Below are 21,207 nucleotides of genomic sequence, written 5' to 3' on the forward strand. Positions count from 1 at the left end.
TGGCGACTGTGATGGAAATCCGCATATTCAGGCAGGATGACTTTGAAGCCGTGATCACTCTCTGGGAGCGCTGTGATTTACTGCGCCCGTGGAACGATCCTGAAATGGACATCGAACGTAAGCTTAATCACGACCCCGATCTGTTTCTGGTCGCAGAGGTGAACGGCGAAATCGTGGGGTCGGTAATGGGCGGTTACGACGGCCACCGTGGATCGGCGTACTACCTTGGCGTACACCCTGATTTTCGCGGACGCGGCATTGCGAATGCATTAATTAGCCGACTGGAGAAAAAGCTCATTGCCCGCGGCTGTCCGAAGATCCACCTGATGGTGCGTGAGGACAACGATGCTGTCATCGGCATGTATGAAAAACTCGACTACGAGATGGTTGATAGCGTCACGCTGGGAAAACGCCTGATTGAAGACAGGGAGTATTGATTGTTATCTCACTGATGCCAAACTGCTATTCCTGCACCGTTTCTCCCTTCTGGTCTCCCTCTCAGTAAAAATGTGCGCCTCCGTTAGCGCACTTTTCTTTTTAACTCAACGTATTGCTTAGCTTTGTAATGGTATTGCATGCAATTTGTTAGACTTTATGGGTAACAGTTTTCATTTGTAAAACGATTCTCATTTGTATTATTATTTATTAATGTTCTCCGTTTGATCTTGACATGTTTTTTCATGTTCTGATTTTGCTTACATTTTATTGCCTGGAAGATTGTGATTGCACTACTGACACCAGGAAGTTCAAGAGATGGAGTTGGATAGTGAGTCGTGAAAATCTTCAGGGGGCTTTACTCGGTGCGAATCGCACTGGCGGTAGCGCATTGCTGACCCCTCGTTCTCTTGCTCATTCCTATTCAATTGCCGCGTCGAATTCCGATACCCCTAACTGGCGTTCTCTGGCCTTTTTTGTGTTGTCCTGTGTGGCGCATGCGTTACTGGCGGTTTTCTTTCTATTGCACTATTCCCCGAAAGAAAACATTGAAGATATGGCGGGAAACGCGGGCGGCAGCATGCAGGTGACCATGATGGCGGCTGCGATGTCACAGGCTGCCGACACGTCGCCACCCGTAGCCGATCCTCCCGCTGCGCAACCGACGCCCGTGGTGATGCCAATCCTAACGCCATTACCAGAACACCCCAATCCTGTTATTAAACAACCCGTCATTGAGCGTAAACCTGTCACGCCGACAGCGGAAAAAAAGCCGCCCGTGCGTGAGAAAAAACAGCCTGAAAAGAAACCGGAAGAGAAGCCGAAAGAACAGCAGCAGGCTAGATCGCAGCAGACACAACAGACCGAGAAGAAAAGTGAGTCTCCCGTAGCAACAGCACAAAGCGGTGATGCGCCTTCCCCAACGCCATCCTCGGTTGGTATGCCGGGGAGCGCAACAACGGCCAAAGCGGGGGAGAGTGATAGCGGTCAGGCGACTCGCGGTGCAGGGAAAAGCAGTAGTCAAAATTTCAAAGCGCTGCATCGCCGCGTGAATTACCCCGCTCGGGCAAAAGCGCTGGGCGTGGAAGGAAAAGTGCGCGTCAAATTCGATATTACCGGTAGCGGTACGGTCACTAACGTACAGATTCTGTCTGAAACGCCAGACGGCGTATTTGGCGATGACGTGATGAAAGATATGGCGCGCTGGCGCTATCGGACGGAGGCACCAGTTGAGAATCAGGTGGTTTCCATCGTGTTCAAACTCAATGGTCATATTCAGGTTGATGATTAGCAATACATGTTACATGCAGTAATTACAAAAAATAATTTTATTTTTCAAATGATAAGGTTCACTGGGGATTTTGAATAAATGAATAAGAACGTCTATTTAATGATGATTTTGTCATTATTATCAGGGCCTGCGCTCGCACAGCAAAACGATACCTCTGTCGATGACAATCAGCAGAAAAACAATGCAGAAACCGAAGAAGAACAGCAGGGTGATTCCTCTTCAGGAAATGGCGAAGATACAATTTTAGTTCGCTCAACCCCGACCAGTCAGTCGATGGGAACGCAGATTCTTAATGCCGAGCAGATTAAAAAGATGCCGACCGGAAACGGCTCGGTCACTGAATTATTAAAGAATAACCCGAATGTACAGTTCGCTAATACGGCGAATAGCAGCAACACGCCGGGTGAATTGGCACCGGAAAATGTCTCGTTCCACGGCGAGAAATTTTACAACAATAACTTTATGATCGATGGGTTATCGAATAATAACAATATTAACCCTGGCGCTAATAAGGGAGTGTTAGATGGCGATCCGGATGGTTACAGTCCGATTGATTTACCCGCAGGTGGCACGCAATCATTCTGGGTTAACTCGGAACTGATTGAATCACTGGAAGTGTTCGACAGCAATATCTCCGCTAAATACGGCGACTTTACCGGTGGCGTGGTGGATGCCAGACTGATGGATCCCAAGCTGGCTAAAGCCTCCGGCAAAGTATCTTATCGTACAACGCGTGACAGTTGGACCCGTTATCATGTTGATTCTAATATCAGTGATGAATTCTACTCTGGTACTAACCTCTACTACCAACCGAGATTTAAGAAACAGTTCTATTCAGCTACCTTTAATCAACCGTTGAGCGATAAAGCAGGCTTTATTTTTGCCTATAACCGCCAACAGTCGGATATTCCCTTTTATCATTCCTATTTGGGGCAATGGGACGATCAGGAACGGATGAGTGAAACCTATTTGTTAAAAGGTTCTTATCTGACGGATAACGGCGATATTGTGCGTATGACAGGTATGTATTCCCCGCACGAATCTAAATATTATAAAAAGAATATCAAGAACGGTGCATTTACCAATACTGGTGGCGGCTATCGCTTCAATATGGAATGGGAACACAATGCCAACTGGGGGAAAATGACCAGCCTGGCGGGGTATCAGTTTGAGCAAAACAAAATCGAACATGAATCTAATCAATTTATTACTTGGATCAACAATGCTCCTTCATTAGGCTTTGTCTCCCCGTCACTGGATTGGCAATCGTCCATTAGAAATTCATCGATTGGCGGTTATGGGACATTTGCAACAGAAAAAAATACCACCACGTTAAAGCAGAATTACGAACTTAATCCTGCATTCTTACTGGGAATGACTCATCAGGTCGATTTCGGCTGGCAGGCTGATTTTGCGAATGCACAGTATCGTCGTTTTCAGGATGCCTATGCGGCCAGCGTTTCACCGAATGCGACCTACATTAATCGTGGCATTGTGTGCTTACCCGGTGATCCATTGTGTATTCCCGGCGAGCAATTTGCAGGTACCCGTACACTCTATCCGGCGCGTTCTGTGCAAGTCAGCTATAGCAGCTATGCTGCCTATCTGCAAGACAGCATGAGCTATGGGCGCTTGGAGGTAACCCCTGGGGTGCGTGTTACGTACGATGATTTCCTGGAGAATCTGAATTTTGCTCCTCGTTTCGCCGCTTCTTATGATGTCTTCGGCGATCGCTCAACGCGCTTGTTTGGCGGGGCCAACCGCTATTATGCGGCGAATATGCTGGCATATAAGCTGCGGCAGGGGATCGGTACGAGTATCGCACAAAGGCGTACCTCGTCTACTATTCCGTGGACCTCTAACCCAGAAAGAGCCGGTACGAATTACACCGTATCTGATTTAAAAACACCTTATAGTGATGAGGTGACGCTGGGTTTATCTCAACGAGTCATGAGCACCGTATGGACGGCCAAGTGGGTTAATCGTCAGGGGAAAGAGCAATTTGGTCGTGAAACGATTACTAATAATGGTTCAAGTTACCGTGTGATGAATAATGCGGGGCGGACTGAAGGGAATACATTGTCTCTGGAAGTGCAACCCATCAGCCCTCATCGTTTTAGCTTTGCTGAAGTGAATTGGTCATTTGGTGCTTATGTTTCGAAAAATAAAGCTAACTCAATTGCTTACTACGATGATAGCGATACAGATGAAGTTCGAGTTATTGTTGACAATAAGCTGATATATAAGGGCGACATGGATGCGATGGACTTCAATACGCCTTGGAATGCCTTCTTGAACGTGGATACTTACTTCCCGGCAATTCGCCTCAATTGGGGCCAGCGTGTAGGTTATACCTCCGGCTATAAAGGGTATTCTTCTCTGCCATTGTATACTGTGTGCCCTGGTGGAAGTCCTGCATGTGACGCCGATCCTGGTTTTACTGGAAGTGCACAGGAATATGTGTCCACTAAATATGATAGCTTTATCTCTTATGATTGGCGTTTTTCCTATTCGCAGCCAGTATATAAAAAACAGACATTGGACATCACGTTGGATGTGCTGAATGTGCTCGATAACGTGGTTGAAACTCAGCAGAAAACGAATATCAATACCAAAATTGTGACCTATAAACCCGGCCGTCAGTTCTGGCTTGGCGTCGCTTACACCTGGTAAATCCTATGCCCCGCCTACGTCACAGCCTGACGTAGGCGGGGCATTTTGCATTCATGCATTCATGCATTCAGAAATTGCCTTACAGGCAAAAATAAAAACGAAAAGGTTGTTATGAACTGGAAGAAATGTTGCTGGTTATCGCTAACGGCTGTCGGCCTGTTAGCTGGAAGCGTTGTGAGCCAGGCCGAGGAAGTTAAAAGTCCGTTGCCAGCTTTTAAAGAAGGAACGCTGGCGAATGGATTGCGTTATACCCTCGTGCCGCTGGAAGGGCAGAAGTCACGGGTAGATGTTCGCCTGATTGTGGATGTCGGTTCGATTGATGAGAAAGACAACGAATCCGGCGTGGCGCACATGGTGGAACACATGGTGTTCCGCGCCAGCGATGCGTTTCCTCAAGGTGTGAGTACGGAACTGCATAAGCAAGGCTGGGGACGCGGACAGAGCTATAACGCGGTGACCAACTACGAGCGCACCATGTACATGATGAGCCCGCCGAAAGGGAATCGCGATCTGGGGACGACCTTGCAGGCGCTGAGCCAGATGACAGGTCACGCCAAGCTGCTGCAAAGCGATCTTGATGATGAGCGCAAAATTATTCTGGAAGAGTGGCGTGGCAAGCTGGGCGTAGCGGAACGCATGAACCAGCAGCGCGTACAGGCGATTCGCCATGACTCTCGCTATCCTTCCCGCCCGACGATTGGCACGGAAAAATCGATTAACGAAACACCAGCTAGCGTACTACAGGATTTCTATCAGCGCTGGTATCACCCGTCGAATATGCGGTTGATGATTATCGGTGATATCACGCCTGCGGAGGCGGAGCGCGACATTCAACGCTATTTTGCACCGCTGCCGAATGTTGCCGTGCCAGCCCGTGATTACTATGAGCCATTACTGAAACCGCAGCTCAAAGTGGCGCGTTTGCAGGATAGCCAAAGTGGTAGCAGTCAGGTGTCATTTGTCTACCGTTTCAATGACAAAGACACATTCGGCCAATCCGATTACCGTCACCGTTTGCTCACACAAATCACACTGTCTGCGGTAACGCGTCAGGTTCGCCGACAGCAGGCAGAGCTGCCGCAGGACGCCAGCAGCCTGGTGGTGCGTAAATCGGATATCGGTAAAACGACGGCGGCATTGGGCTTTTTCGCCAATGTGATGCCGGGAGGCCATGATGCCGCGATTTCTGCTGTACTGAAAGAGATCGAGCGGTTCAAACGCTATCCGTTAAACGAGCAGGACATCACGGAGATCACATCCGACATTCGTGAAGTCGCGCAGCGTATGAGTACTACCCCTGAAACCCGTGAGTTTGCAGACTGGGTGCAGCAGTTGACCATCGTCTGGCAGCAGGATCGCCCGTATGTCGGCAGCCAGCAGCGCGGTAAAGATGCGCTGGACGCGCTGGACACCATCACCGCGGAAGAGGTGAACCGCCATTGGCAACGCTGGTTAGCTTCTCCAGATACGTTGGTACAGTTTAGCGTGCCGGGTGCGACACCTTTCACGCTGCCGAAGCCAGAGGCGATGCGTAAGTTACAAGCTCAGTGGGCCGCAGCGACGCTGGCACCGTTACAGGTAGAGAAAGAAAAAGTCATCCCTGAGCTTCCTGCCGTGACGCAAAGCGGGAAACGTACGGCGATGAAGACGTTTGCCGCACAGAAGGTCGAGCAGTGGCAGTTGAGTAATGGCGATCGCGTCGTGTGGCTGCGTGCGCCGGAAGCGGGCAAGAAAGTGTATCTCACCGCGACGAGTCAGGCAGGATTCATGGCGACTTCGCTGAATCCGTGGCAGGCACAGTTGGCGAGTCAACTGGTCAATCAGAGCGGCCCTGCGACATGGAGTGGTGAAGCGCTAACGAACTGGAAAAAAGATAAATCCCTGTCGCTGAGCATCGATCAGGAAGCGGAGCAACTGACGGTAAACGGGAGCGCCCCCACTGAGCAACTAGCCAGTCTGCTGGGGTTATACCGCGAGTTGAATGTGGCACCGGGTATCGATCCTGAGGTGATGAAAGAGAGCATGATGAGTCTGGCGCGTCAGAAGGCCAATGACGATCAGTCCGTCGGTGGAAAACGCGCTGGCGAAATTGCCAAACTGCGCTTTGGTGGGCCAGCCTGGCAGCAACCTGAAATTGCAGAGCTGAAACAAATCTCAGCGCCAGCGTTGCTTTCACAGTGGCATAAAGCCGCTGCCGCACCGGTCACCTACTATCTGATAGCGGATATGCCTGCTGCACAGCTGTTGCCACAGGTTGAACGTTACCTTGCGACCATACCGCGTCAGCCTGCCAGCGAGGTGAAATCACATCTGGCACTACCGGGTAAACGTGAGGCGACATCGGCTATCAATATCGAACCGCGTGCCGATATTCTGGCCTGGAGTTTCACGCCACATACATGGACGCCACAAGCCGCAGTGCAGGTGAGTATTGCTCGTAATATTGCGAATAAATACCTCAAGACGAGCCTGCGTGATGACGCACTGGGTATTTACCGCATGCGTGTCGATAGCGAGCTGGAAGATAAAAAACAGCGTATTGAGACGGAAGTGAGTTTCAGCAGCGCGCCAGAACGTGCGCAAGAGCTGTGGAAACTGGCCGAGCACGTCTTTGCTGAACTGCCGACGAAGATTACTCAGGAAGATTTGGACGATCAAAAAGCACAGTTTATCCGTGCAGAAAAAGGGCGTCAGAGCGATCTCATGACAATACAGCGCCGCCTGCTTCTGAGCTACCGTCACTATGACGATCCGCGCTATCTGAGCAGTGTATCCAAACTGGCTGACAGCATCACGCTGGAAGGCGTGCGGGCGATGTCGGCGAAGCTGTATAACCCGGATAACCGCGTGCTTTACATCACCTTGCCGCAAGAGGTGAAAGAGTGAAAAAGATTGCGGCACAGTTTGCCGATCTCTGCCGCCCTTTCTGGCGGGGAAAACAAGGCTTGCTAGCGCTGTTGCTTCTCATCGCCGCCACCAGTATGGGATGGGCAATTGTCTATCTCAACGTGTTACTCAATGATTGGAGTAAAACGTTTTACGATGCGCTAGGGTCGTTTGATAGCAACGTGCTGATCTCTCTTATGAAAGAGTACGGCATCTATATCTTGATTTACATCGTGGTATTTGTGCATCAGGACTGGCTTACTCGCTGGCTGATCATTCGTTGGCGCAGTGCTCTGACGGAAGAGTTGGTGAATAGCTGGCTGGCAAAGCGGGCGTTCTATCGGATGTCGATAGCAGGAAAAATCGATAACCCCGATCAGCGTATCGCCGAGGATATCAGCTTGTTTGTGGATAAAACGGTCAGTCTGGTGGTGTCGTTTTTGGTTGTAACTGCCCAACTGTCGTCTTTCGTCATCATCCTCTGGGAGTTATCGGGCGTACAGCGCTTTACGTTGTTCGGCGAGGAGTGGGTAATCAAAGGCTATCTGGTTTGGGCTGTCATTCTCTATACCGTATTTGGCACGTTGATAACGCACCTTATTGGTAAACGGCTGCACGGTATTAACTATGAGAAACAACGGGCCGAAGCGAATTTTCGTGCGTCCTTGTTGCGTAAGCATGATAACGCCGAGCAAATTGCGCTCTATGGTGGTGAACAGCAGGAAAAAAACCATCTTCAACGGCAATTTTCTGCGATTGTCTCTAACTGGTGGCGTTCAATGAATGCGGAACGTAATCTGGGCTTTTTCACCACGGGTTACATGCGTATTAGCTTGATCGTTCCTATTTTTGCCGCCTTACCTGCGTTTTTGAGCAAAACGGTGACGCTAGGTGGGCTGATGCAGATCCGTGGCGCGTTTGCACAAGTGCATGGTGCATTGAGTTGGTTTATTCGCATGTATCGGGAATTCATGGAGCTTTCCGCGAGCATGGAGCGTCTCAGCCAGTTTAAACAGGAAATTAAACGCCATCAGTCTGAACAAGAAACGATCCCCGTTGGCGAGCGTTTGCAGGTGGATCAGCTTTCTTTCACCACGCCGCAGGGTTCTCCGCTGTTGCAAAATGTGGATCTGAGCTGCGAAGCAGGTAGCTGGAGTAAGTTTTCTGGCCGCAGCGGGCTGGGGAAATCTACGCTGCTGCGTACGTTAAGCGGTCTGTGGCCGTATTACGATGGCCGTTGGCAGTCGCTTGAAGGGCGCAGCCTGCTGTTGCCGCAGCAAAGCTATCTGGGGCAGGGTACGCTGGCGGAGATCCTCTGCTATCCGCATCCGCCGCTGGCTGACAGTGAGATGCTGCGTCAGACGCTGGATAGCGTCGGGCTGGGCGCGTGGCGCGATCGTCTGGATGAGCAACTGAACTGGGATCGGGTGTTCTCCGGCGGGGAGCGGCAGCGGGTCGCCTTTGCTCGCGCGCTGATTGCCAAACCCGATACGCTCTATCTGGATGAAGCGACTAGCAATCTGGATCATGACGCCGCCAGGCAGCTTCTGGCACTGATCAAGATGGCGTTGCCTGCGTGTACCGTGGTGGCAATTACGCACCAGACAGAGCTGGACGATCTGTTCCCGCACCGTTATGACTTAACCGATTTCTCCTCACAGCGCAGTTGATGCTGCCCGCAGGCCTTCCGAGTGTCGGGAGGCCTGCGGTTCTGGTAGGTTTCTTCCCATATGCCCCCTATAATCTTCCGCAGGATTATCTAATGCCGATCGTTTAAGGATCGAGATAGCGGGGCGACCACGGTGCGAGGCATCCCTGCGGGAGCCTCATCCCCGTGTTTCCCCTCAATCCACGATTAGGTGAATGCCAGGCATCTGGGTCATTTCGTCTTTTACGGCACTTTTCGTCGCTTGCAGACTCCAATCCCCATCTTATTAGGGTGGCTGATGACGGAAGCCGTTCAATCTTGAGGAGTACATGCTATGAATTTTCGCCCGCTGGGTTTATCGCTGGTGCTGGGTTTACCGCTGTTGCTGAGTGGATGCAGCACGCTTTCCAATTTCTCCTGGTCCAGCCTGTCGCCGTTTAACTGGTTCGGCAGTTCGCTGGAGGTGACCGATGCGGGTGTCGGTGGCATTAATGCCGGTACGCCATTGTCCGAAGGGGCGCTACAGAGCGCGCTGGATGGTGGTTATCAACTGCGTAGCGGAATGGGTACCTCCAACGGTCAACTGGTCGCGTTTTATCAGGCGCTGGATGGTAAAGAAGTGAAGATGATCATCAGCGGCCAGCCGAAGGGCAGCGTACGCAAAGTTGAGGTCATGGATCCAGCGATTGGCAGCGCAGGCGGTGTGAAAATTGGTGATGTTTTTAGCAATACCTACAGCAAAGCGTTTGAATCCTGCCAGTTAGGGCAAGGTGATGATGCGCAGAGCGTAGAATGTGCCGCCCCGCAGAGTACGCATATCAGCTACGTCTATTCCGGCGAATGGAGCGGCCCGGAAGGCTTGATGCCGCCGGACGATATTCTGAAGACCTGGAAAGTGAGCAAAATAGTGTGGCACGCGCAGGCGCGTAACACATCCGCTTTATAAAAGGGTGTCTCGTAACGGACTAATTTGTCTTTACGCAAGGTAAAAGTCAGGCGGCTTCCGGTATGATACCTGAGCCGCCTGATATCTTTTTCGGTATCCGTATTCGGTATCACGACCGTAGTAAAGCATAACAACAAAAGAAAAAACTGACGCTTGAGGAAGCAGAAATGACACCAATTCAAAGCGGTATTTTATTGGAACACCGCCGTTTTGCCATTTTTATGGAAGCGATGATTCAGGGAGAGTTTGATGCTATCCGGCAGGGATGCAAAAAATTCTGTCAGACATTACAAGCGTTACAGCAGCAGTATCCCGACGCGGGATTAGGCGCGGTGCTGGCATTTGGCAACGATGTCTGGCGCGATCTGGACTGCAACCGCGGCGCAGAGGAACTCAAGCCCTTTACGCCGTTGGGCAACGGGCTCGCTCCTGCCACGCAGCGCGATCTGCTGATCCATATCCAATCGCTGCGCCATGATGTGAACTTCACGCTGGCTCAGGCGGCGCTGGCCGCATTTGGTGGGGCGATTCGTATCGAGGAAGAGACGCACGGCTTCCGCTGGGTGGAAGATCGCGATCTCAGTGGTTTCGTTGACGGCACGGAAAACCCGCAGGGCGATGCCCGCCATGCCGTGGCGATTATCCCAGAAGGCCAGCCGGATGCGGGCGGCAGCTACGTGTTTACCCAACGTTGGGAACACAATCTGAAGCAGTTGCAGCGTTTTAGCGTGGAACAGCAAGAGCAGATGATCGGGCGCACGAAGCGGGATAACGAAGAGTTGTCTTCCGATGAACGCCCTGTGACATCGCATCTCAGCCGCGTGGATTTAAAGGAAGACGGCAAAGGGCTGAAAATTCTGCGCCAGAGCCTGCCTTATGGCACCGCGAGCGGAAAAAACGGGCTCTATTTTGTCGCCTACTGCGCACGTTTGCATAATATTGAGCAGCAGTTGCTGAGCATGTTCGGCGATCGTGACGGTAAACGTGATGAGATGCTGCGCTTTACGCGTGCCGTCAGCGGCAGCTACTTCTTCGCGCCGTCTCTGGATCAGCTTTTATCGCTGTAAGATCCAACGCGTTTTCCTGATGCCTGTACCTGCGCAGGCATCCATTCTTTTCAATTCTCTCCGTTCTCAACGTTTCACTTCCCGTCAGGCTATTTGATCGCGCCTTTTTTTACGTTTCTCTTGCCTCGGGGTTATGCCCTTTAGCGCTTAAAAAGCCCGAAATGTTATATATAAAGGTTATATGTTAACCGTCACTTCCCCCTACACTGAGTTGCGCTGACAAGTGCATTTTTTCAAAAAACGGCTATGCAAACGATAGATCCCCCATAACAAAGCCTACCGAATAGGCGCTAACTCTGGCAGGACATAAGATGAATCACGTACAGGTGAAAGGCTGGCTGGTGAAAGGTTCTCTGGCGCTGTCATTGCTGCTGGGTGGGCAGAGCGCTGTCTCCGCTACCGAGCTGCTGAACAGCTCTTATGATGTGTCACGTGAGCTCTTTGTTGCGCTCAATCCCGGTTTTGAAAAACAGTGGCTGTCGCAGCATCCTAACGATCCGCTGACGATCAAACAGTCGCATGCCGGCTCGTCTAAGCAAGCGCTGGCTATTCTGCAAGGCCTGAAGGCCGATGTCGTGACCTATAACCAGGTGACGGACGTCCAGATCCTGCACGATCGCGGGCAGTTGATTCCCGCCGATTGGCAAGCGCGTTTACCGAATAACAGCTCTCCATTCTACTCCACCATGGCGTTTCTGGTTCGCAAAGGCAACCCTAAAGGGATTCACGATTGGAACGATCTGGTGCGTGATGACGTTAAGCTGATTTTCCCGAATCCGAAAACCTCCGGCAATGCCCGTTACACCTACCTTGCGGCCTGGGGCGCGACCAGTAAAGCCAACGGTGGCGATGAGGCCAAAACTCGCGAGTGGGTAAAGCGCTTTCTGGCGAACGTCGCGGTATTTGATACCGGCGGCCGTGGCGCAACCACCACGTTTGTGGAGCGCCAGTTGGGCGATGTGCTGATCAGCTTTGAATCCGAGGTGAATAACATTCGCAACCAGTACGGCGCTGAGAACTACGAGGTGATCGTCCCGAAGGTCAACGTGCTGGCGGAGTTCCCCGTGGCGTGGATCGACAAGAATGTCGAGAAGAATGGCACCGAGCAGGCGGCAAAAACCTATCTGAATTATCTGTATAGCCCGGAGGCGCAGAAAATCATTACCGACTTTTACTACCGTGTGAATAACCCTGAATTGACGCAAACGCTGAAATCCCGCTTCCCGGAGACTACTTTATTCCGGGTGGAAGATCAGTTTGGAACGTGGCCGCAGGTGATGAAAACCCACTTCGACACCGGTGGTGAGCTGGATAAACTGCTGGCGGCTGGTCGTCAGTAATGTCTTTAGGGCCGGGTAATCTGTTTTCTGGTTCAGGTAAACGGGTGCTGCCGGGATTCGCATTGAGTCTGGGCAGCAGTCTGCTGTTCGTTTGTCTGATTCTGTTACTGCCTTTAAGCGCGCTGGTGATGCAGCTTTCAGAAATGAGTCTGGCGCAGTACTGGGCGGTGATTTCCAATCCGCAGGTGGTGGCGGCTTACAAAGTAACGCTCTTGGCGGCAGGGCTGGCGACGGTATTTAATGCGGGATTTGGCCTGTTAATGGCGTGGATTCTGACGCGTTATCGCTTTCCCGGACGAGCCCTGCTGGACGGGCTGATGGACTTACCCTTTGCGCTTCCCACGGCTGTGGCTGGACTAACGCTGGCCGCGCTATTTTCAACCACTGGCTGGTATGGGGCATGGCTGGCTGAATTCGGTATCAAGGTGTCGTACACCTGGCTGGGGATTGCGGTGGCGATGGCGTTCACCAGTATTCCTTTTGTGGTGCGTACCGTTCAGCCTGTGCTGGAAGAATTGGGGCCAGAATACGAAGAGGCGGCGCAGACCCTGGGGGCGAATCGCTGGCAGTGTTTTCGCTATGTCATTTTACCGGAATTAACTCCGGCGCTCTTAACGGGCACCGCGATGTCGTTTGCCCGCAGCCTGGGTGAATTTGGCGCGGTCATCTTTATTGCAGGGAATATCGCCTGGCAGACGGAAGTTGTTTCGCTGATGATTTTTATCCGCTTGCAGGAGTTTGATTTCCCTGCCGCGAGCGCGATTGCTTCCGTTGTGTTAGCGGCTTCCTTATTAATACTGTTCGCCGTCAATGTGCTGCAAAGCCGTTTTGGCCAACGGACCCGGAGCGTGTAATGGCTGAGATTCCTACCGTGAAGACTCGGCGTCAGGCTCATCCTGTTCGGCAGGAACGCAACCGGGGGAGGGCAGCGCTGATTGCGCTGGGCGTGATATTATCGCTCATCATGCTGGTCATCCCTTTGGTGTCAATTTTTGCCGCGGCGCTGGCGCACGGGCTGGGGGGCGTCTGGCGTAACCTGAGCGATCCTGACATGCTGCATGCGATTGGCCTCACGCTGCTGGTGGTCGCGATTGTTGTACCGGTAAATCTGGTCTTTGGCACGCTGCTGGCGTGGCTGGTCACGCGCTTTCAGTTTCCGGGGCGGCAACTGCTGCTCACGCTGATCGACATTCCTTTTGCCGTCTCGCCGGTGGTCGCGGGTTTACTGTATCTGCTTTTTTACAGCACCAACGGGCCGGTTGGCGGCTGGCTGGATGAGCAGGGGATACAGCTGATGTTTGCCTGGCCGGGCATCGCGCTGGTGACCATATTCGTGACCTGCCCGTTTATGGTCAGGGAGCTGGTTCCGGTGATGATGAGTCAGGGCAGTCAGGAAGAAGAGGCTGCCGTGCTGCTTGGTGCCTCGGGCTGGCAGGTGTTCTATCGGGTGACGCTACCGAATATTCGCTGGGCGCTGTTGTATGGCGTGGTGTTGACGAATGCCAGAGCGATTGGCGAGTTTGGCGCGGTATCCGTGGTGTCGGGGGCGATTCGCGGTGAAACCTATACGCTGCCGCTTCAGGTTGAATTGCTGCATCAGGATTATAACAGCGTAGGGGCGTTTACTGCGGCGGCGCTGTTAACCGTGATGGCGATCCTGACGCTGTTCATCAAAAGCGCTTTGCAGTGGCGAGTGAAGCGGCAAATGGCGCAAGGGCGGGAACAGAATCCGCCTGAAAAGCAGTAAATTGAGATTGCTGGCAAAGTCAGATTTTAGGGGAAACACAGGGATGAGGTTCCCGTAGGGATACCTCGCCCTGTGGTAGCCCCGTGTATCTCGAATTAACCATCATGGGTTTGTCAGCAACGTTAATTTTATCGTTCACTCCGTAAGTGGGTGAGACTTTTTAGGACTCAACTTGTGACAACGCTTGAGCAGTGTATTGGCAAGACCCCGCTGGTGAAATTGCAGCGCCTGACGCAGGGGTTGAACAGTGAAATCTGGCTGAAGCTGGAAGGGAATAACCCCGCCGGATCGGTAAAAGATCGGGCCGCGTTTTCTATGATCCAGCAGGCAGAGAATCGCGGTGACATTACTCCCGGCGATCGGTTGATCGAGGCGACCAGCGGGAATACCGGCATTGCACTGGCGATGATTGCGGCAGTAAAGGGTTATCGGTTACGTCTGCTGATGCCGGACAATATGAGCTATGAACGTCAGACTGCGATGCGCGCGTATGGCGCAGAGCTGGTTTTGGTGAATCGCAAGCTGGGGATGGAAGGGGCGCGGGATCGTGCAAAACAGATGGTGCTGGCGGGAGAGGGGAAAACGCTCGATCAGTTCAATAACCCGGACAATTCGCTGGCGCACTTTCTCACGACTGGCCCGGAGATCTGGCAGCAGACGGCGGGCAAACTGACCCACTTTATCTCCAGCATGGGAACGACCGGTACGATTTCCGGCGTCAGCCGCTATCTGAAGCAGCAGAATTCGGCAATCTGCACGGTCGGGCTACAGCCTGCGGAAGGCAGCCACATTCCCGGTATTCGCCGCTGGACGCCAGATTATATGCCGGGCATTTTCCGCGCCGATCTGGTCGATCGTATTTTGGATATGACGCAGACCGACGCCGAGAATACGCTGCGGCAGTTGGCGCGTCAGGAAGGCATCTTCTGCGGCGTCAGTTCCGGTGGTGCGGTGGCGGGCGCGCTGCAGATCGCAGCGGAAAACCCCGGCAGCGTGATTGTGGCAATCGCCTGCGATCGCGGCGATCGGTATCTGTCCACCGGGGTCTTTGACTGATTGCTATTCTCGCTCCAGCGCGTGAATCGGTTCCATCCGCGCCGCACGGCGGGCGGGGAAGAAGCCGAAGATAATGCCGATCAGGCTGGAGCACAGGAATGCAGCAATAATCGAGGAGCTGGAATAGATCATCGCAAAATTGCTGCTGAACTGTGCGAACAGTACGCCGATAGCCAGCGACAACCCCACGCCGATGATGCCGCCGAACAGGCAAACCAGTACGGCTTCGATCAGAAACTGCTGCATGATATCGCTGGTGCGCGCGCCGACCGCCATACGGACTCCGATCTCTCGGGTTCGTTCGGTGACGGAGACCAGCATGATGTTCATCACACCGATACCGCCGACCAGCAGCGAGATCAGCGCGATCATCGACACCAGTAGCGTAAGCGTGGTGGTGGTTTTCTCGATCATCTGACGGATGCTGTCCGTGTTCATGATAAAGAAATCTTTCGTACCGTGCCGCTGCGTCAGCAGAGCGGTGATGCTTTTCTCCGCGACGTTCATATCGATATTGTCTTTCACCCGCACCGTGATGCTTTTCAGGTAGGACTGCCCGACCATGCGCTTCATTACTGTGGTGTACGGTACCCAGACATTCAGATTTTCATCGCTGCCGAAGCCGCCCTGATTCTTGCTGACGACGCCGATAATCCGAACGGGCAGCGAGCCTAGTAGAATCACTTGTCCAATGGGATCTTCACCGTGGGGAAAGAGCTTGTTAAGCGTGTTTTTATCAATCACCGCGTCCTGCGTCAGTTCATCGACGCTGCTGCGAGGGAAAAGCACGCCGCGTTGCAGGGTGTAGCCACGCACGGTGAAGAACTGTTCGCCAACCCCGGAAACGCTGGCGGAAACGGCAATGTTGCCGTAACGCATCGTTACGCTGGTGGAGATAGAAGGCGTGACGCTATGCACGTAGGGCTGCTGTGTCAGCGGCTGAATATCGCTGGCCCGCAGCGTTTGGATGGCGCTGGCATCCATGTCGCCGAAGTCTTTTCCGGGGAAAATTTCCAGCGTGCTGGTGCCCATTGAGTTGATGTCGGCCAGCACTTGCTCCTGTGAGCCTTTTCCCAGGGCGACCACCGAGACGACGGATGCGATGCCGATGATAATGCCGAGCATGGTCAGAAAGGTGCGCATCCGCTGGGCATTCATTGCCAACAGCGCCATTTTAAACGCGTCAATAAAACGGTCTTTGAACTGATTCAGGGCCGAGGTTGCCGGAGAGCGGGTGGCTTCAGGCGACGGCGCAGTGGCCTCTTCGGGACGCGTTTGTCGATCGGCAATCACTTCGCCATCGCGCAGTTCGATGATGCGCTGAGCGTGCTCGGCAATCGTCATGTCGTGGGTGACGATCACGACCGTATTGCCCTGCCTGTGCAGGTCGCGAAGTATGCTCAGCACCTCGTTGCCACTGTGGGTGTCCAGTGCACCGGTGGGTTCATCCGCCAGAATAATACCGCCAGCGTTCATCAGCGCCCGCGCGATACTCACGCGCTGCTGCTGGCCGCCGGAAAGCTGGCTGGGGCGATAGTGGAGGCGATGTTCCAGCCCTAGCCGGGTTAACAGCTCCGCTGCCCGTTGACGGCGAGCCTGTCGGCTTTTACCGGCATAAATGGCCGGCACTTCGACATTCCCCAGCGCGCTGAGGTCGCCCAGCAGATGATAGCGTTGGAAAATAAAACCGAAATGCTCGCGACGTAGTTCTGCTAACTGGTCGTTGTCCAGTTCGCCAACGGCGCGTCCTGCCACCTGATAATCCCCGGAGGACGGTTTATCCAGACAGCCGAGAATATTCATCAGCGTGGATTTTCCCGATCCGGACGCGCCGACAATGGCCACCATTTCTCCCTGATTGATGGTCAGGTTGATGTCCTTGAGGACGGTGACGTCCTGTTCGCCGTTGGAGAAGCGGCGGGTAATGCCGGTCAGCTTAAGTAAGGATGTGGACATGCGTTACATCCCCATCGGTGGGCCGGGATGCGTGGACGCGACATCACCGGATGACGGGCTGACAACCACCTGTTCCCCCACGCTGAGCCCTGAACGGATCTGGGTGCGCACGTTATCATTGAGACCGAGCGTGACCAGACGCGATTCGACTTTCTTATTCGCATTAATGACCTGCACGTACCACATGCCATCACGCGAGGTTAACGCCGTCGCTGGGACGACAATGGCATTTTTCACCGAAGACAGCAGAATATACACCTGTGCCGTCATGGAAATGCGCAATACGCCGTCAGGGTTTTTCACATCAAACAGGCCGTTGTAATAGATTGCCGTGCTGGATGATGAACTGGTGCTGCTGCTTGAACTGGATGAGGTTGTGGTGGAGTCCGTATTGATGGAATCCGGCGCGGGTTCAATCGAGCTCAGCGTGGCTTCGTAACGCTTATTCGGCTCGCCCAGAATACTGAACCACACGGGCATGCCGGTTTTCACCTTGACGACGTCGGCTTCTGAAATCTTCACCTTGATGGTCATGGTGTCCAGATTGGCGACTTTGGCAATGGTCGGCGTAGTCTGGATGGCGTTAACCGTTTGGCCCGCTTCAACAGGAATCGCCACCACGGTGCCATCCATCGGTGAGCGAATCTGGGTATACCCCAGGTTAACCTTGGCGGTGTTGACGGTAATTTGTGCCTGAACGATCTGGGCGTCCAGCGCGTCGATATTGGCTCTGGTGGCATCCAGCGTGGCTTTCGCGCTATCGTAATCGGCCTGTGCGCCAACGCCGCGTTTCATTAACATTTGCTGGCGCTGCCAGCTTAATTCGTTGTTACGCAATTCCGCCAGTTTGGCGGCTCGCTGAGCCTGAATGTTTTTTAGCGCCGCTTCGCCATTTCTTAAGGTGTCCTGTTGGGTGAGGTCATCAATCTCGGCGATCAATTGCCCTTTTTTGACCTTATCGCCGAGTTCGACGTGCAGCGCTTTGATTTGTCCCGAGGCTTGAGCACCGACGCTGACCTGCTTCTGCGCCTCAATTTTGCCGTCAGCGAGTACCGTCTGTTCGAGATCTGCAATTTCTGCGGCGGTGGTTAGCGCGTTTGGTGCGGGCGCTGGCTTGTTGAAAAACAGGTGAATAAGCACGGCAGCGGCGATAAGACCCAGCGCGATCGTCGTACGGCGTCGTGTAAAAAATCGTGATTGCATCAGGGGAAGTCGTCCTTAATGAATGCATTTGAACGGAAATAAATAACGCAGGTGAGTAATTTACCCCGAGTCCGTAAAGGTAGCGGTAATCTTTGCTCAAAGAAATGGTAAGGATTAAGTAAATCTGGCTGCGAATATTAACGCCAAGCCTGAGAATACAACATCTATACCCGTCATACTTCAAGCGATATGTGCATTTTTTTCCGCAACTCGAATTATGTAGGGTATACCCGATTAATGAGGACAGGATATGAATATTTTACTGGTCGATGACGACGTAGAGCTGGGCGATATGCTCTGTGAGTACCTGAATGCTGAAGGGTTTTCGACCTCACGGGTGCTGACGGGCAAAGAAGGCGTCGAGGGGGCGATGTCGGGGGATTACACCGCGATGATTCTGGATGTCATGCTGCCGGATATGAGCGGGATTGACGTGCTGCGTCAGATCAGAAAAAACCAGCAGCTGCCCGTTATTATGCTGACGGCGCGCGGTGACAACATCGACAGGGTCATCGGTCTGGAAATGGGCGCGGATGACTATATGCCCAAACCGTGCTACCCGCGTGAGCTGGTGGCAAGGCTGCGGGCGGTGCTACGTCGCTATGATGATCAGCCAAGTGCAAAGCGGGACGAGAGTCTGGCAGCCAGCGGCGATCTGGTATTAAACCCTGCGACGCGCATCAGCGAATGGCGCGGGAAGCCGTTTGATCTGACGGCGTCTGAATTTAATTTGCTGGAACTGTTGTTACGTTCCCCCGAGCGGGTGGTGTCAAAGGATGAGCTGTCCGAAAAATGTCTGGGGCGTCGCCGCGAAGCCTATGACCGCAGCGTGGACGTACACATCAGTAATATTCGTCAGAAGCTTGGCGCATTGCCGGGCAACACCATGACGATTGAAACCGTACGCAGCGTGGGATACCGGATTCGCTGATGATGATTCGTGGAAGGCTTTTTTGGAAGATATTGCTCGGGTTCTGGCTGACGTTCCTCGTGATGTCTCAGTTGCTGTGGTTGGCTTTTTCTTTTTACGGCGAGCGCCATAAGCCGCTGGAAGAGATCGTGGTTTCCCGCATTGCGACGATGCAAACGGAGATGGTGGCGGCGGCGCTGCAACATGGCGGTCTGGGTGAGCTTAACGAGGTGATGTCGCTACTGCCGCAGCAAGAACAGCAATATATTTCCGTCACGGAATCGCCATTGCCGCTGTCGGAGCAGGAATTGAATTCCGCCTCGCAGAATGCGATGTCTGGCGATGATTTTGCACCGGGGCGACGTAACGCGCCGCGTGCTTCGCACATCATCAAGCAGGTCAGCGGGCCTGCCGGAAAGTGGTATCAGATACGCTATGACGCCGAACTGCTGCGCAGCGAGTTCCGTCCTCCTCGTCCGGTCGAGTTTCTTAACGTCCCCGTGCCGTTTGTCATCATCGCGGGGTTTGGCGGTCTGTTGTTCAGCTCGGTATTGGCATGGAGTCTGGCACGCCCGCTAAGCCAGATCCGAGCGGGGTTTGATCAGGTTGCGCAGGGCGATCTGAACGTGCGTCTGCTGCCGGTAATGCATAAGCGGCATGATGAAATCAGCGATGTGGCGCGTGATTTCGATTCCATGGTCGAACGGTTGGACAGCCTGGCCAGTGCGCGTGAACAGTTGCTTCATGATGTCTCGCACGAGCTGCGCTCCCCGCTGGCGCGTTTACAGCTCGCTATTGGGTTGATAAGACAGAACCCGGACAATGTAGAGAACTCCTTACAGCGTATTGAGCGCGAAGCGCTGCTGATGGATAAGATGATTGGCGAGCTGCTGACGCTGTCGCGCACCGAGCATTCTGGCATTGAGGAAGCCTATTTCGATTTACTGGGGCTGGTGACGGCCGTCGTCAACGATGCGCGCTATGAAGCGCAGGTCACTGGCGTCGAAATCCTGCTTGCGGCGGATGAAGACGAAGACTACACGATTAAAGGCAATGCGGAACTGATGCGCAGGGCGGTCGATAACGTGATGCGCAACGCGCTCCGTTTTTCAGCGCCTGAACAGCAGGTTTCGGTGTCGCTTATTGGCAATGAGCATGAGTGGACGATTCAGGTCGCCGATCAGGGGCCCGGCGTGGAGAAAAGTAAGCTCTCCAGCATCTTCGATCCTTTTATCCGTGTGGATTCGCCGCTGTCTGGCAAAGGTTATGGGCTGGGACTGGCGATTACCCGCAAAGTGGTGCTGGCGCACGGTGGGCATATTGAGGCGGACAACGGCGAACAGCGTGGATTAGTGATTCGCCTGTGTGTGCCGCGCTGGAAAGCCTGAAACGAAAACGGCACCATCCGGGTGCCGTTTCGTGCAAACGTAGTAGACCATCCGTAGAAGGGCGGTTTACTTTTTGATACGGATAACCGGCGTTTCGCCGACAACGACCGTACCACTCAGTTTGGTCAATTCCTTGATTTCATCCATGTTGGAAATAACCACTGGGGTCAGAGTAGACTTCGCTTTTTCTTCCAGCAGAGCCAGGTCAAACTCGATAACGAGATCGCCTTTCTTCACGCGCTGGCCTTCTTCGGCGATGCGCTTGAAGCCTTCGCCTTTCAATTCAACGGTATCAATACCAAAGTGCACAAACAGCTCAATGCCGCTGTCAGACTCGATGGAAAACGCATGGTTGGTTTCAAAAATCTTACCGATGGTGCCGTCTACCGGTGCGACAATCTTGTTGCCAGTTGGCTTGATGGCAATACCGTCACCGACGATTTTCTCTGCGAATACGACATCAGGAACATCTTCAATATTGACGATTTCACCGGACAGCGGGGCAATGATTTCGATGCTGCCAGTGTCTTTTTTGTCGTCAGAAACCAGAGATTTCAATTTATCGAACAAACCCATGATTCTCTCCTAAGCATTAATATTGGGCCAGCGTATACCCTAATCTTTCAAGTCATTGTGGCATTGGCTTTCTTCGCTACCCCGA

The 21,207-nt window shown here is 53.1% G+C and carries 16 protein-coding genes; 13 read left to right on the forward strand and 3 right to left on the reverse strand.

The window, feature by feature from the left end:
* Nucleotides 1–11: 11 nt before the first annotated feature.
* The 11 genes from R9X49_RS00005 (at nt 12) to cysM (ending at nt 15,089) form a co-directional block, all read left to right on the forward strand.
* Nucleotides 12–437 (forward strand): GNAT family acetyltransferase, encoded by a 426-nt coding sequence (locus R9X49_RS00005; protein WP_180743370.1) that lies wholly within the window; start codon nt 12–14, stop codon nt 435–437.
* A 329-nt stretch (nt 438–766) separates the two neighbouring features.
* On the forward strand, nt 767–1,726 hold the full coding sequence (locus R9X49_RS00010; RefSeq protein WP_319846703.1) for a TonB family protein: 960 nt from the start codon (nt 767–769) through the stop codon (nt 1,724–1,726).
* 78 nt (nt 1,727–1,804) lie between these two features.
* A complete protein-coding gene (locus tag R9X49_RS00015; protein WP_319846704.1) occupies nt 1,805–4,399 on the forward strand; it encodes a TonB-dependent receptor plug domain-containing protein in 2,595 nt (864 codons plus the stop codon).
* A 111-nt stretch (nt 4,400–4,510) separates the two neighbouring features.
* Complete coding sequence (locus tag R9X49_RS00020; protein WP_319846705.1) at nt 4,511–7,285, forward strand: M16 family metallopeptidase; 2,775 nt, start codon at nt 4,511–4,513, stop codon at nt 7,283–7,285.
* The gene (locus tag R9X49_RS00025; RefSeq protein ID WP_319846706.1) at nt 7,282–8,955 is read left to right on the forward strand and encodes an ABC transporter ATP-binding protein/permease; all 1,674 of its coding nucleotides are present in this window, start codon (nt 7,282–7,284) and stop codon (nt 8,953–8,955) included. Before R9X49_RS00020 ends, R9X49_RS00025 begins: the two co-directional genes overlap by 4 nt.
* Nucleotides 8,956–9,267: 312 nt before the next feature.
* The gene (locus R9X49_RS00030) at nt 9,268–9,879 is read left to right on the forward strand and encodes an RpoE-regulated lipoprotein (protein ID WP_319846707.1); all 612 of its coding nucleotides are present in this window, start codon (nt 9,268–9,270) and stop codon (nt 9,877–9,879) included.
* A gap of 167 nt (nt 9,880–10,046) precedes the next feature.
* A complete protein-coding gene (locus tag R9X49_RS00035; protein WP_319846708.1) occupies nt 10,047–10,946 on the forward strand; it encodes a Dyp-type peroxidase in 900 nt (299 codons plus the stop codon).
* A gap of 311 nt (nt 10,947–11,257) precedes the next feature.
* A complete protein-coding gene (locus tag R9X49_RS00040) occupies nt 11,258–12,286 on the forward strand; it encodes a sulfate ABC transporter substrate-binding protein (RefSeq protein ID WP_319846709.1) in 1,029 nt (342 codons plus the stop codon).
* Between the two features lie 20 nt (nt 12,287–12,306).
* Nucleotides 12,307–13,140 carry a sulfate/thiosulfate ABC transporter permease CysT gene (gene cysT / locus R9X49_RS00045; protein WP_319848552.1) on the forward strand — a complete coding sequence of 278 codons (834 nt, stop codon included), beginning with the start codon at nt 12,307–12,309 and terminating at the stop codon, nt 13,138–13,140.
* Nucleotides 13,140–14,033 carry a sulfate/thiosulfate ABC transporter permease CysW gene (gene cysW, locus R9X49_RS00050; RefSeq protein ID WP_319846710.1) on the forward strand — a complete coding sequence of 298 codons (894 nt, stop codon included), beginning with the start codon at nt 13,140–13,142 and terminating at the stop codon, nt 14,031–14,033. The genes cysT and cysW overlap by 1 nt, the downstream gene beginning before the upstream one ends.
* A gap of 174 nt (nt 14,034–14,207) precedes the next feature.
* Nucleotides 14,208–15,089, forward strand: a complete 882-nt coding sequence (gene cysM / locus R9X49_RS00055; RefSeq protein WP_319846711.1) for a cysteine synthase CysM — start codon at nt 14,208–14,210, stop codon at nt 15,087–15,089.
* Nucleotides 15,090–15,092: 3 nt separating this feature from the next.
* Here the strand turns inward: cysM and R9X49_RS00060 are convergent, their stop codons facing one another.
* Both R9X49_RS00060 and R9X49_RS00065 read right to left on the reverse strand, forming a co-directional pair.
* Nucleotides 15,093–17,045: a MacB family efflux pump subunit gene (locus R9X49_RS00060; protein ID WP_319846712.1), complete on the reverse strand. Its 1,953-nt coding sequence runs from the start codon at nt 17,043–17,045 to the stop codon at nt 15,093–15,095.
* A gap of 3 nt (nt 17,046–17,048) precedes the next feature.
* Nucleotides 17,049–18,248, reverse strand: coding sequence for an efflux RND transporter periplasmic adaptor subunit (locus R9X49_RS00065; RefSeq protein WP_319846713.1), 1,200 nt, complete (start codon nt 18,246–18,248; stop codon nt 17,049–17,051).
* A gap of 250 nt (nt 18,249–18,498) precedes the next feature.
* On the opposite strand from R9X49_RS00065, the gene R9X49_RS00070 reads away from it, so the two are divergent.
* On the forward strand, nt 18,499–19,179 hold the full coding sequence (locus tag R9X49_RS00070; RefSeq protein ID WP_319846714.1) for a response regulator transcription factor: 681 nt from the start codon (nt 18,499–18,501) through the stop codon (nt 19,177–19,179).
* Nucleotides 19,179–20,546: an ATP-binding protein gene (locus R9X49_RS00075; protein WP_319846715.1), complete on the forward strand. Its 1,368-nt coding sequence runs from the start codon at nt 19,179–19,181 to the stop codon at nt 20,544–20,546. The genes R9X49_RS00070 and R9X49_RS00075 overlap by 1 nt, the downstream gene beginning before the upstream one ends.
* Before the next feature lie 66 nt (nt 20,547–20,612).
* Here R9X49_RS00075 and crr read toward each other — a convergent pair whose 3' ends face one another.
* Nucleotides 20,613–21,122, reverse strand: coding sequence for a PTS glucose transporter subunit IIA (gene crr, locus R9X49_RS00080; RefSeq protein ID WP_010284368.1), 510 nt, complete (start codon nt 21,120–21,122; stop codon nt 20,613–20,615).
* Between the last annotated feature and the right edge of the window lie 85 nt (nt 21,123–21,207).

Source organism: Pectobacterium carotovorum (assembly GCF_033898505.1).
Classification (GTDB): domain Bacteria; phylum Pseudomonadota; class Gammaproteobacteria; order Enterobacterales; family Enterobacteriaceae; genus Pectobacterium; species Pectobacterium carotovorum_J.

Bases quoted from the DNA above. Each gene is read 5' to 3' on its own strand.
- R9X49_RS00005 (WP_180743370.1), top strand. From the start codon at position 12: ATGGAAATCCGCATATTCAGGCAGGATGACTTTGAAGCCGTGATCACT.
- R9X49_RS00015 (WP_319846704.1), top strand. From the start codon at position 1,805: ATGAATAAGAACGTCTATTTAATGATGATTTTGTCATTATTATCAGGG.
- R9X49_RS00020 (WP_319846705.1), top strand. From the start codon at position 4,511: ATGAACTGGAAGAAATGTTGCTGGTTATCGCTAACGGCTGTCGGCCTG.
- R9X49_RS00030 (WP_319846707.1), top strand. From the start codon at position 9,268: ATGAATTTTCGCCCGCTGGGTTTATCGCTGGTGCTGGGTTTACCGCTG.
- R9X49_RS00035 (WP_319846708.1), top strand. From the start codon at position 10,047: ATGACACCAATTCAAAGCGGTATTTTATTGGAACACCGCCGTTTTGCC.
- R9X49_RS00040 (WP_319846709.1), top strand. From the start codon at position 11,258: ATGAATCACGTACAGGTGAAAGGCTGGCTGGTGAAAGGTTCTCTGGCG.
- cysW (WP_319846710.1), top strand. From the start codon at position 13,140: ATGGCTGAGATTCCTACCGTGAAGACTCGGCGTCAGGCTCATCCTGTT.
- R9X49_RS00060 (WP_319846712.1), bottom strand. From the start codon at position 17,045: ATGTCCACATCCTTACTTAAGCTGACCGGCATTACCCGCCGCTTCTCC.
- R9X49_RS00065 (WP_319846713.1), bottom strand. From the start codon at position 18,248: ATGCAATCACGATTTTTTACACGACGCCGTACGACGATCGCGCTGGGT.
- R9X49_RS00070 (WP_319846714.1), top strand. From the start codon at position 18,499: ATGAATATTTTACTGGTCGATGACGACGTAGAGCTGGGCGATATGCTC.
- R9X49_RS00075 (WP_319846715.1), top strand. From the start codon at position 19,179: ATGATGATTCGTGGAAGGCTTTTTTGGAAGATATTGCTCGGGTTCTGG.
- crr (WP_010284368.1), bottom strand. From the start codon at position 21,122: ATGGGTTTGTTCGATAAATTGAAATCTCTGGTTTCTGACGACAAAAAA.